The organism is Pantoea sp. X-Soil-OKNW-556, assembly GCF_059730695.1.
Map to the genome: position 1 here is coordinate 4,106,172 of NZ_AP035990.1, position 11,679 is coordinate 4,117,850.

Consider the following 11,679-nt stretch of genomic DNA (forward strand, 5'->3'; position numbering starts at 1 on the left):
CTTAAAATAGCGTCAATACCCGTCCCTTGCACATCCCCTGGCCGCACGATTTACCGCCCAGAGGTGAATGTTTTTAATATCAGTAACATACCTCTAAATGAGTATATAAAGGGGTATTTGATATGCATCAATAACCCCATTCTTGTAACGGCTAAGGTAGCCGCATACACCTTCGTTTTGGGGAAAATATGAGCAAACATCAGGTCGTCATTATTGGCAACGGCATGGTCGGTCACCGCTACATAGAAGAATTAATTGATAAGGCAGAACCCAGTCAATTTGCCATCACCGTTTTTTGTGAAGAACCGAGGGTCGCTTATGATCGCGTCCACTTGTCCGCTTATTTCACCCACCACAGCGCGCAAGCGCTTTCGCTGGTCAGTGCAGGCTACTACGAAAAACATCAGATCAACCTGCTGCTGGGTGAGCGCGCCATTGCTGTTGACCGCGACAAGCAGCGGATTCATTCCAGTACTGGCCGTGTTGTGCCCTATGACACGCTGATCTTCGCTACCGGTTCTTACCCGTGGATCCCCCCGATTCAGGGAGCGGATGGCAGCGACTGCTTTGTTTATCGCACCATCGAAGACCTCGATGCGATTGCAGCCTGTGCACAGCGCAGTCAACGCGGGGCCGTGATTGGCGGTGGCCTGCTCGGACTGGAGGCCGCTGGCGCATTACAAACTCTCGGTATTGAAACCCATGTGATCGAATTCGCGCCAGTGCTGATGGCAGAACAGCTCGATCGTCAGGGTGGCGAACAGTTGCGCCATAAGATTGAGCAGATGGGCGTAAAGGTGCACACCGGTAAGAATACGCACGAAATTGTCCACCACAGCCACGGGGGTAAAACGCTGCACTTCAAGGATAACAGCTCACTGGACGTCGATTTTATTGTGTTCTCGACCGGTATTCGCGCGCAGGACCAACTGGCGAAGCACTGTGGCCTGCCACTCGGCCCACGCGGCGGTATCGCCATTGACGATCGCTGTCAGACCCGCGATCCGGCCATCTTTGCCATCGGCGAATGCGCGGCATGGCAGAATCAGGTATTTGGCCTGGTGGCACCAGGCTACAAAATGGCCCAGGTAGCCAGCGATACCTTGCTGGGCCGCGACAATGCCTTCACCGGTGCCGATATGAGCGCCAAACTCAAGTTGTTGGGGGTAGATGTCGGCGGCATTGGCGATGCGCATGGCCGCACGCCAGGCGCACGCAGCTATGTCTGGCTCGACGAACAACAATCCATCTACAAACGCCTGATCGTCAGCGAAGATAACCAAACCCTGCTCGGCGCGGTGCTGGTGGGTGACACCAGCGACTACGGCAACCTGCTGCAACTGGCGCTGAATAAAATCCCCCTGCCAGCGCGCCCTGAGTTGCTAATCCTGCCCGCAGGTAGCGGTGAAAAACCGGCCATTGGGGTCGATGCACTGCCTGATAACGCACAGATTTGCTCCTGCTTCGACGTCAGCAAAGGCGATATTGTCAGCGCCGTGAAAAAGGGCTGTCACACCGTGGCAGCACTCAAGGCAGAAACCCGCGCAGGAACCGGTTGCGGTGGCTGCCTTCCACTGATCACCCAGGTGTTGAATGCCGAGCTGAGCCGTCAGGGCGTCGAGGTGAAAAACCATCTGTGCGCTCACTTCCCTTACTCACGCCAGGAGTTGTACCACCTGATCCGCGTGGAAGAGATAACCTCGTTCGACGCGCTACTGGCGAAGTACGGGCAGGGTTATGGTTGTGAAGTGTGTAAACCCACCATCGGTTCGTTGCTGGCCTCCTGCTGGAATGAGCACATCCTTCAGCCGCAGCTGACCCCCTTGCAGGACAGCAACGATCTGTTCCTCGGCAATATCCAGAAAGACGGTACCTACTCAGTGATCCCGCGCTCACCCGGCGGGGAAATCAGCCCGGATGGGTTGATGGCAATTGGCCAAGTGGCGCGTCAGTACCATCTCTACACCAAAATCACCGGCTCACAGCGTATTGGCCTGTTCGGCGCACAGCGCGACGATCTTCCGGCTATCTGGACACAGCTGATCGCCGCAGGCTTTGAAACCGGGCAAGCCTACGCTAAAGCGTTACGTATGGCGAAAACCTGCGTTGGCAGCACCTGGTGCCGCTACGGTGTCGGTGACAGCCTTGGCTTCGGCATCGAACTGGAAAACCGCTACAAAGGCATCCGTACCCCACACAAAATGAAGTTCGGCGTCTCCGGTTGCACACGCGAATGCGCTGAAGCCCAGGGCAAAGACGTTGGTGTGATCGCCACTGAAAAAGGCTGGAACCTGTATGTCTGCGGCAACGGCGGCATGAAACCACGCCATGCCGACCTGCTGGCCGCTGACCTCGATCGTGACACGCTGCTGCATTATCTGGACCGCTTTATGATGTTCTACATCCGCACCGCTGACCGCCTGCAACGAACCTCGGTATGGCTGGAAAATATGGAAGGCGGCATTGATTATCTGCGCAGCGTCATCGTCGATGACAAGCTCGCCCTGAACAGCCAACTGGAGAGCGAAATTACGCGTCTGCGCAGCCTGGTGGAATGCGAATGGGCCGCAACGGTCAGGGATGCGAAGCCGCAGGCGCACTTCGCCACCTTTATCAACAGCAGCCAACGCGATCCGTTGATACAGAATATCAACCTGCGCGATCAACATCGCCCGGCGCGCCCTGCCGAACGCATTGCCGTTAACCTGATTGAGGAGGCCGATCTGTGAGCCAGTGGCATGCCGTATGTGAACTTAACCAAATTCTGCCCGCCACTGGCGTATGCGCACTGGTGCGAGGGCAACAAATTGCCATTTTCCGTCCCCACGATGATGAGCAACTGTTTGCCCTGAGCAACATCGATCCCTTTGCCGCAGCGAGCGTATTGTCGCGCGGCATCATTGCTGAGCATCAGCAGACGCTATGGGTTGCCAGCCCGCTGAAAAAACAACGTTTCCGCCTGAGCGACGGATTGTGTCTTGAGGATGAAGCGCGGTCAGTGGCGAGCTATCCGGTGCGCGTCAGCCAGGGCCGGGTTGAAATCTGCGTCTGAAAAAATTCTTTTACTTTCTGAGACATGACTATGTTTACTGACACCCTGGAAAAATGCGCCGCCAATGCGGCGCGCATTGCGCGCACCACCCAACACAATCCACTGGCCTTCTGGATCAGTGCTGCGATGGCAGGTGCCTACGTCGGGCTGGCGATTATCCTGATCTTCACTCTGGGCAATCTCGCCGATCCGGCCTGGCGACCACTGATTATGGGGGCGACCTTTGGCCTGGCATTGACGCTGGTCATCATCGCCGGTTCGGAGTTGTTTACCGGTCACACCATGTTCCTCACCATTGGCGTCAAAGCAGGCAGCATTCGCGCCGGTCAGATGTGGTGTATTCTGCCGCAAACCTGGCTCGGCAACCTGATCGGTTCGGTGGCCGTAGCGTTGATGTATTACTACGCGGCGGGCGCGCTATTGCCCAATGCGGGTTCATTGATCCACAGCGCGGCTCTGGCGAAAACCACGCAAACCGCCAGCGCATTGTTCTTTAAGGGTGCGTTGTGTAACTGGCTGGTTTGCCTCGCGATCTGGATGGCAGTTCGCACCGAGGGGACCGCGAAGTTCCTCGCTATCTGGTGGTGTCTGCTGGCCTTTATCGCCTCTGGCTATGAACACTCTGTCGCGAATATGACGCTCTTTGCGTTGTCATGGTTTGGTCAGCATAATGCCGACCTGACTTTAGCGGGTATCGGTCACAACCTGTTGTGGGTAACGCTGGGTAATATGTTCTCCGGCATGGTGCTGATGGGGCTCGGTTACTGGTACGCCACGCCGCAGGCACAACGACCACGGGCAGCATCCCAGACCAGTGAACTTAAATCCGCATAATATTTTTCACACCAATGTCCGTAGCGGCGCGATAAATCGCGCCGCTACGGATCACAGCAGCACTCTTTTAGGATGAGCTATGGATTACTTTCCCCTATTTTGCCGTCTTCAGGGCAAACGTTGTTTGCTGGTCGGCGGCGGTGATGTCGCGGAACGCAAAGCACGCTTGCTGCTGGAGGCCGGTGCTGATTTGCACGTTGGCGCGCTGGATTTTTCCCCTGCTTTCTTACAGTGGGAACAACAGGGGAAAGTGGTGTTATGGCAAGGCGCGTTCACTGAAGAGTGGCTGGCAGACTGCTGGCTGGTGATTGCCGCCACCAACGATGATGCAGTGAATCAACAGGTGGGCGCAGCCGCCGAAGTTCGCCGTATCTTTTGCAATCTGGTCGATGCCCCTGAGCAAGCCAGCGCCATCATGCCCTCCATCGTCGACCGTTCACCGTTGATGATCGCCGTATCGAGCGGTGGTCGCGCACCGGTGCTGGCTCGTCTGTTGCGAGAGAAGCTGGAGGCGATGCTGCCACAGCATCTGGGCCAACTGGCTACACTGGCCGGTTCACTGCGCCAGCGGGTGAAAAATCGCTTTAGCAGCATCGCTCAGCGTCGTCATTTTTGGGAACGCTTCTTTGCCAGCGATCGTCTGGCGCAAACGCTGGCAAACGGTGATCATCCCCGCGCGGAGGCGCTGGTCAAGACGCTGTTTGATGCGCCGCTGTCACAACAAGGTGAGGTGGTGCTGGTCGGTGCCGGGCCTGGCGATGCGGGACTGCTGACGTTGAAAGGCCTGCAACATATCCAGCAGGCGGATGTGGTGGTGTATGACCGTTTGGTATCCGATCCGATACTCAATCTGGTACGACGCGATGCGGAGCGTATTTTTGTCGGCAAACGCGCCGGTCACCACTGTGTGCCGCAGGCGGAAATTAATCAGTTGCTGTTGGACCAGGCGCAGCGTGGTAAACGCGTGGTGCGCCTCAAAGGTGGCGATCCCTTTATCTTTGGTCGTGGCGGCGAGGAGCTGGAGGTGTTGGCGCAGCATCATATCCCGTTTAGCGTGGTGCCAGGGATTACCGCAGCATCGGGTTGTGCGGCTTACAGCGGCATCCCGCTCACCCACCGCGATCATGCGCAGAGCGTGTGTTTTGTCACCGGCCATTTGCAGCAGCATGGTGACATTGAGTGGCAAAAATTGGCCGCCGAGCAGCAAACGCTGGTGTTTTATATGGGTCTGACGCAGGCACCTGAGATCCAGCGCCAATTGATGTCACATGGCATGGACGCGGAGATGCCGGTAGCGCTGGTGCAAAACGGTACCACCCCACAGCAGCGCGTTGCCACCGGCACGCTGGGTGCACTGGCCGCGCTGGCGCAGCAGTTTACCAGCCCGGCGCTGATTATTGTCGGTCGCGTGGTCGGACTGCGCGATCGGCTACGCTGGTTCTGAGAAACAAAAACGGCGGATCCTCATGGCCCGCCGTTTCACCTTTGCTGCGTTAGCGCTTATGGCTGAGCAACAAAGCCAACCGCTTCGTATACCTTCTTCAGCGTCTCCTGCGCATGTGCACGGGCTTTGGCCGCACCATCACGCATCACCTGATTGAGGAATTCTTCATCATTGCGGTAGCGGTTGTAACGCTCCTGCAACTCGGTCAGCATGCCTGAAACCGCATCAGCAACGGCGCCTTTCAGGTGGCCATACATCTTACCTTCGAACTCCTGCTCAAGTTCCGGGACGGGTTTGCCCGTTACACCCGAGAGAATATCCAACAGGTTCGATACCCCGGCCTTCTCTTTGATGTCGTAGCGCACCACTGGCGGCTCTTCAGAATCGGTCACCGCGCGCTTGATTTTCTTCACCACCGATTTCGGATCTTCCAGCAGGCCGATCACGTTGTTACGGTTGTCGTCGGATTTCGACATCTTCTTAGTTGGCTCCAGCAGCGACATCACGCGTGCACCCGATTTCGGAATAAAGGGCTCCGGCACTTTGAAGATGTCGCCATACAGCGCGTTAAAACGCTGGGCGATGTCACGGCTCAGCTCCAGATGCTGCTTCTGATCTTCACCCACCGGGACCTGGTTGGTTTGATACAGCAGGATATCGGCCGCCATCAGCACCGGATAGTCAAACAGACCGGCATTGATGTTCTCTTCATAGCGTGCAGATTTGTCTTTGAACTGCGTCATGCGGCTCAACTCACCGAAGTAGGCGTAGCAGTTGAGGATCCAGCTCAGCTGAGCATGCTCCGGGACATGCGACTGAACAAAGATGGTGCTTTTGTTCGGATCGATGCCACAGGCAAGATACAGCGCCAGAGTATCCAGCGTCGCTTTACGCAGCGCGGCGGGGTCCTGGCGAACGGTAATGGCGTGCAGATCGACGATGCAGTAAATGCAGTGGAAATCATCCTGCATCTGCACCCACTGACGCAGCGCACCCATGTAGTTGCCAATGGTCAGTTCACCGGAAGGCTGGGCGCCGCTGAAAACGATGGGTTTGCTCATGCTTATATCCTGATAATCACAGCCCGAGTGCGGGCAAAAGTTCGTCAAAAGAGTCGAGTGTTAAATCGGGTTGGCTGCTGGCGATGGGTTCGCCGTAGTTGTAACCAAAGGTCATGCCAATGTTCGGTACGCCTGCTGCCTGGGCTGCGAGGATATCATTGCGTGAATCGCCAACAAACAGCAATTGCTGTGGCAACACACCAAATCGTCCCAGTACGAGGAAAATCGCTGCCGGATGCGGTTTTTTCACTACCACATCATCGCCACCAATAATCAGAGAGAAGTAGTCAGCGATGCCCAGCGAAGCCAGCAGAGGGGCAACAAACGGCGTCGGTTTATTGGTGACGATCGCCAGCGGCAAGCCCTTATCTGCCAATTTTGCCAGTGTGGCTTTTACCTGGGGGAACAGCGTACTGCCCGCTTCCACGGTTTCGGCGTAATACTTATCGAACAACGTGCGCGCATCACGCTGTTCATTTTCCTGCGGTTCGCGGCCCAGTGCCCAGGTCAGCGCACGGGTCATCATCACATCGGCACCGTTACCAATCCAGGTTGAGGCACGCGCTACACCTGGCGGCGGCAACTGCAAATCACCCAGGGCATGATCGATGGCTTGGGCCAGGCCCGGCGCGCTGTCCACCAGCGTACCATCCAGATCAAACGCCAGGGCGCGAATATCAGTGAAATGAGCCATTTACCTTCTCCAGTTCGCTGCGCATCGCATCGATCACTTTTTTGTAATCGGGGTGACCAAAAATGGCGGAACCGGCGACAAACATATCCGCACCGGCTGCGGCAATCTGACCGATGTTGTCGATCTTCACACCGCCATCCACTTCCAGACGGATATCGTAGCCGCTCTGATCAATGAGACGACGCGCCTGACGCAGTTTATCCAGCGTACCGGGAATGAAAGACTGACCGCCAAAGCCAGGGTTAACCGACATCAGCAGGACGATATCCAGCTTATCCATCACATAATCGAGATAGCTGAGTGGCGTTGCCGGGTTAAACACCAGACCCGCTTTACAACCGTGTTCTTTGATCAGTTGCAGCGTGCGGTCAACATGTTGGCTGGCTTCGGGGTGAAAAGTAATGTAGCTGGCACCGGCTTTGGCAAAGGCCGGGATGAGTTCATCCACCGGTTTAACCATCAGATGCACATCGATCGGTGCGGTGATGCCGTAATCGCGCAATGCTTTCAGCACCATCGGCCCCATCGTCAGATTGGGAACGTAGTGGTTATCCATCACATCGAAATGCACCACATCGCCGCCTGCCGCCAGCGCTTTGGCGGTGTCTTCACCCAGACGGGCAAAGTCAGCAGACAGGATTGAAGGGGCCAGTAAAAATTGTTTCATCCGATTCTCCCAATTTTGTGCGCCAGCACGAGCTGGCGTAATGCGTTGGTCGCGGACGAAACAGGCTAGCGGAAAAGCGCCAGCAGTTCGTCAACCTGAGTGCGACCACTTATGCTTCGGCTGATGGAACGCCGGGCTTTAACAACATGTAATACCGCATTCCGATACCACTCACGCGTCAGCAGGGTATCGTGGTTGGAAATTAATACCGGAATCTGATTCTCTTTTGCCAGCTGGGCCGCCAGTTCTGCCAAATGCTGCTGCTCGCGCATACTGAAGCTGTTGGTATGGTAGGCAGTAAAATTGGCCGTCGCCGACAAGGGCGCATACGGCGGATCGCAGTACACCACCGAGCCTTTATGTGCGCGGTTCAGAGTAACATCGTACGATTCGCAGACAAAAGTGGCTTTTTGCGCCCGTTCAGCAAACCACAGCAGTTCCGCTTCAGGAAAATAAGGTTTGCGATAACGGCCAAAAGGCACATTAAACTCACCGCGCAAATTGTAGCGGCACAGGCCGTTATAACCGTGACGATTGAGATACAGAAACAGCAAGGCGCGCTGATACACATCACGACTGGCGTTAAAGGCCACCCGCTGCGCGTAGTAGAACTCTGCGTTGTTGACTTCCGGTGTGAATAACTTACGCGCATCGTCGATAAATTCCGTGGTGCGGGTTTTGACGATGTTGTACAGGTTGATCAGGTCACTGTTGATGTCAGCCAGATGATAACGGTCATAATCCGTGTTGAGAAACACAGAACCGGCACCAACAAATGGCTCAATCAGGCAGTCGCCTTGCGGCAAGTGACGACGAATGTCATCAAGGAGCGGGTATTTCCCTCCGGCCCATTTCAGGAAAGCGCGATTTTTTTTCATGCTGTCGTGGTTATTACATCTTAATTATTGGCTGTGGCGGTACCGACAGCAGCTTTGCGCTTAAAACGGGGCCACAGTGACGCGGCCCCACAATGATTACTCGCTTTCTTTTTTCACCTGGCTCAGGGGTTTCACCCACGGGTTCTGCGCGCGCACTTCGGCAGGCAGCGAAGAGACTGCACGTTTGGCATCTGCGGGGGTAGCGTAGGAGCCACTTACCAGCACATACCAGGGCTGACCATTACGGGTGGTTTTATACACATGATAGCCGCTCAGATTCTGTTTCTTCGCCCAGGCATTCAAGCTTTCCGCTTTCGAAGCGCCACTCAACTGCAACGTATAGTTACCGCCAGGCAGAGACTTACTGGCTCCACTGCTGACCGGTGCGGCGTTATGCGTGACTGTCGACTGCGGTTTGCTCTCGCGTACGGCTGGCTTGCTGGCCGTCGGGGCTTTATGCGTTGGGGTATGGGTTTCACGCTGGCTGCTGGCACGCGGCTTTTCTTCACGCGCGATCGGCGGGGAAATGGCTTTACCACTGCCGCTTACCGTCGCGGGAGCCGTAGGCAATGAACTGTTGCCCTGCGCACCCTGTGCTGCGCTATCCACCTGGCCCTGCTGATTATTCAGTGCAGTATTGAGATCGCCTGGCAGGGTCACACGTTGCTGATTCGCCGGCGTGTCTACCGGTGCAGCCTGCGTCGGCGTTGATGACACAGGAGGCATAGTGATGGATTGTGAGCCGTTGTCAGCGGTTGGCGCATTCGCGGCGGGTTGTGACGCGCTGCCTTCCGGCGCTGGCGTCGTGTTCTGCTGGCCGCTCATGGAGGTGGAACCGGAGAGATCAATATTCTTTTCCGCGCCGCCAGAAGCCGGAGCTGGGCTGTTACTTCCTGCGGTATTCGCTGGCTTGCTTTCATCCGGGCCGTTCAGTGCCGAACCAATACCCAGTACCAGCAATAACAGAACCAGAATCCCGATACCCATCATCATATGCTGACGGGAAACCGGTACTTTTACTTTTGGCGCAGACGACGATTTGCGGGGCCGTGTGGGGCGACGGTCACTGGCATCAGGTTTTAACTCGTCTTCCGGTTTAAACTCATCCATTTAGCCTCCTCCGTAAAACGGCACGCATCCGACGCGCCGCATCACCACTCTTTTCTTTACCCGGCGGGTATTATAATGATTTCTGACAATCGTTAATTGCAGCCAGCACCATATCATGTGCTACGCCTGCACGCACTTCAGAGCGACCGATAGCGAGAGGCAGCACCAGACGCAGTTCGCCCGCCAGTACTTTTTTATCACGCATCATATGCGGCAAATACTCTTCCGCCGCCATGCTTTCCGGACCATGCACCGGTAAACCGGCACGCAGCAACAACGCAATAATGCGATCGGTATCCGCCGCACTGAACTGACCAAGACGTTCAGCGGTACGCGCAGCCATCACCATGCCTGCGGCAACCGCTTCACCGTGCAGCCAGTTGCCGTAACCCATATGGGCTTCAATGGCATGACCAAAAGTATGGCCCAGATTCAGCAACGCGCGCAGACCGGTTTCACGTTCATCAGCGGCCACGACTTCGGCTTTCAGCTCGCAGCAACGGCGAATACAGTAAGCCATGGCTTTTTCATCCAGCGCCAGCAGAGCATCAAGATTTTGCTCCAGCCACTGGAAAAAATCACCATCAAGAATGATGCCATATTTGATCACTTCCGCCAGACCTGACGCCAGTTCGCGCGGCGGCAGTGTGGCAAGGCAATCGGTATCAACCACCACGGAGGCAGGCTGATAAAACGCGCCTATCATGTTTTTGCCGAGCGGATGGTTAACGGCGGTCTTACCACCAACGGAAGAATCCACCTGAGAAAGCAAGGTCGTCGGTACCTGAATAAAACGCACGCCGCGCTGATAGCTGGCCGCAGCGAAACCGGTGAGATCACCAATCACACCACCGCCCAGCGCAATCAGCGTGGTATCGCGGCCATGCGGCTTCTGCAACAAGGCGGTAAACACCTCATCCATCACCGCCAACGTTTTATACTGCTCACCATCGGGCAGGATCACCTGATCCACTTTCACCCCTGCTGCACTCAGCAGTGCCGACAGCTTCTGCAAATAGATCGGCGCCAGCGTCTGGTTGGTGACCAGCATCGCATTGTCACCGGCTTTCAGCGGCCAAAAAGAAGCCGGATCGTTAAACAGCCCAGCAGCAATGGTGATGGGATAACTACGATCCCCGAGCGAGACAGTGATCTTCTCCATGATGACCGATACCTATGACTTAGCCCTCAGGCGCTGGATCAACTCTTTTCCAGCATATTGATGATCTGATTTGCCACTACTTTTGCACTTTGATCGTCAGTGCGGATAGTGACATCAGCGATCTCTTCATAAAGCGGGTTACGTTCGTCTGCCAGCGCTTCCAGTACTTCACGCGGCGGCGAGTCAACTTGCAGTAATGGGCGCTTTTTATCACGCTGCGTACGAGCAAGTTGCTTTTCGATGGTGGTTTCGAGGTAGACGACCACACCGCGGGCGGAGAGACGATTACGGGTTTCTCGGGATTTGACGGAACCGCCACCGGTAGCCAGCACGATGCCCTGCTTCTCGGTCAGTTCATTGATAATTTTTTCTTCACGATCGCGGAAACCCGCTTCGCCTTCAACGTCAAACACCCAGCCCACATCCGCTCCGGTACGTCGCTCAATTTCCTGATCGGAATCGAAAAATTCCATATTGAGTTGCTGAGCTAACTGACGACCAATAGTGCTTTTGCCGGCACCCATCGGCCCAACCAGAAAGATATTGCGTTTCTCTGCCATTTTGTCGGTATTACTAAGAATTCGTTGATGATACCCCGCGTTCAGCTTTAGCTGGCGGGACAGGAACTGAGACCTCATGAGCGTTAGCAAGAGTCAGACGAAAAATTATCTCAACACTCATGGCCGTTTGGCAACCGAATAAATTGCCCCCGGCGACCTCATAACAGGACCGGTCTGTGGTTCGCGAGACGGTAACGCACCTCCGCTACCCCTTGAA

At 55.6% G+C, this 11,679-nt stretch carries 11 protein-coding genes; 4 read left to right on the forward strand and 7 right to left on the reverse strand.

Translation table 11 applies throughout. The features are described from left to right. Positions 1 to 188: 188 nt before the first annotated feature. From nirB to cysG, 4 genes are all read left to right on the forward strand, one after another. Positions 189 to 2,729 carry a nitrite reductase large subunit NirB gene (nirB, locus tag AC6I8T_RS19190; protein ID WP_208724301.1) on the forward strand — a complete coding sequence of 847 codons (2,541 nt, stop codon included), beginning with the start codon at positions 189 to 191 and terminating at the stop codon, positions 2,727 to 2,729. Further along, positions 2,726 to 3,052, forward strand: coding sequence for a nitrite reductase small subunit NirD (gene nirD / locus AC6I8T_RS19195; RefSeq protein ID WP_021184833.1), 327 nt, complete (start codon positions 2,726 to 2,728; stop codon positions 3,050 to 3,052). The genes nirB and nirD overlap by 4 nt, the downstream gene beginning before the upstream one ends. 30 nt (positions 3,053 to 3,082) lie before the next feature. Continuing rightward, positions 3,083 to 3,886, forward strand: a complete 804-nt coding sequence (gene nirC, locus AC6I8T_RS19200; protein ID WP_208724303.1) for a nitrite transporter NirC — start codon at positions 3,083 to 3,085, stop codon at positions 3,884 to 3,886. A 79-nt stretch (positions 3,887 to 3,965) separates the two neighbouring features. Then, positions 3,966 to 5,330, forward strand: coding sequence for a siroheme synthase CysG (gene cysG / locus AC6I8T_RS19205; RefSeq protein WP_497834240.1), 1,365 nt, complete (start codon positions 3,966 to 3,968; stop codon positions 5,328 to 5,330). Positions 5,331 to 5,386: 56 nt separating this feature from the next. On the opposite strand, the gene trpS is transcribed toward cysG, so the two are convergent. From trpS to aroK, 7 genes are all read right to left on the reverse strand, one after another. Then, on the reverse strand, positions 5,387 to 6,391 hold the full coding sequence (trpS, locus tag AC6I8T_RS19210) for a tryptophan--tRNA ligase (RefSeq protein ID WP_021184836.1): 1,005 nt from the start codon (positions 6,389 to 6,391) through the stop codon (positions 5,387 to 5,389). Between the two features lie 16 nt (positions 6,392 to 6,407). Further along, positions 6,408 to 7,085, reverse strand: coding sequence for a phosphoglycolate phosphatase (locus AC6I8T_RS19215; protein WP_208724305.1), 678 nt, complete (start codon positions 7,083 to 7,085; stop codon positions 6,408 to 6,410). Further along, positions 7,069 to 7,752: a ribulose-phosphate 3-epimerase gene (gene rpe, locus AC6I8T_RS19220; protein WP_497834241.1), complete on the reverse strand. Its 684-nt coding sequence runs from the start codon at positions 7,750 to 7,752 to the stop codon at positions 7,069 to 7,071. Before rpe ends, AC6I8T_RS19215 begins: the two co-directional genes overlap by 17 nt. 65 nt (positions 7,753 to 7,817) lie before the next feature. Beyond that, entirely contained in the window at positions 7,818 to 8,630 is an 813-nt protein-coding gene (gene dam / locus AC6I8T_RS19225) for an adenine-specific DNA-methyltransferase (RefSeq protein ID WP_021184839.1), read from the reverse strand. 96 nt (positions 8,631 to 8,726) lie between these two features. Then, positions 8,727 to 9,740 carry an SPOR domain-containing protein gene (locus AC6I8T_RS19230; protein ID WP_208724306.1) on the reverse strand — a complete coding sequence of 338 codons (1,014 nt, stop codon included), beginning with the start codon at positions 9,738 to 9,740 and terminating at the stop codon, positions 8,727 to 8,729. 70 nt (positions 9,741 to 9,810) lie between these two features. Next, on the reverse strand, positions 9,811 to 10,902 hold the full coding sequence (gene aroB, locus AC6I8T_RS19235) for a 3-dehydroquinate synthase (RefSeq protein WP_021184841.1): 1,092 nt from the start codon (positions 10,900 to 10,902) through the stop codon (positions 9,811 to 9,813). A 38-nt stretch (positions 10,903 to 10,940) separates the two neighbouring features. Further along, positions 10,941 to 11,462, reverse strand: coding sequence for a shikimate kinase AroK (aroK, locus tag AC6I8T_RS19240; protein ID WP_021184842.1), 522 nt, complete (start codon positions 11,460 to 11,462; stop codon positions 10,941 to 10,943). Between the last annotated feature and the right edge of the window lie 217 nt (positions 11,463 to 11,679).

Bases quoted from the DNA above. Each gene is read 5' to 3' on its own strand.
- aroK (WP_021184842.1), bottom strand. From the start codon at position 11,462: ATGGCAGAGAAACGCAATATCTTTCTGGTTGGGCCGATGGGTGCCGGC.
- nirC (WP_208724303.1), top strand. From the start codon at position 3,083: ATGTTTACTGACACCCTGGAAAAATGCGCCGCCAATGCGGCGCGCATT.
- dam (WP_021184839.1), bottom strand. From the start codon at position 8,630: ATGAAAAAAAATCGCGCTTTCCTGAAATGGGCCGGAGGGAAATACCCG.
- AC6I8T_RS19230 (WP_208724306.1), bottom strand. From the start codon at position 9,740: ATGGATGAGTTTAAACCGGAAGACGAGTTAAAACCTGATGCCAGTGAC.
- trpS (WP_021184836.1), bottom strand. From the start codon at position 6,391: ATGAGCAAACCCATCGTTTTCAGCGGCGCCCAGCCTTCCGGTGAACTG.
- nirB (WP_208724301.1), top strand. From the start codon at position 189: ATGAGCAAACATCAGGTCGTCATTATTGGCAACGGCATGGTCGGTCAC.
- rpe (WP_497834241.1), bottom strand. From the start codon at position 7,752: ATGAAACAATTTTTACTGGCCCCTTCAATCCTGTCTGCTGACTTTGCC.
- cysG (WP_497834240.1), top strand. From the start codon at position 3,966: ATGGATTACTTTCCCCTATTTTGCCGTCTTCAGGGCAAACGTTGTTTG.
- AC6I8T_RS19215 (WP_208724305.1), bottom strand. From the start codon at position 7,085: ATGGCTCATTTCACTGATATTCGCGCCCTGGCGTTTGATCTGGATGGT.
- aroB (WP_021184841.1), bottom strand. From the start codon at position 10,902: ATGGAGAAGATCACTGTCTCGCTCGGGGATCGTAGTTATCCCATCACC.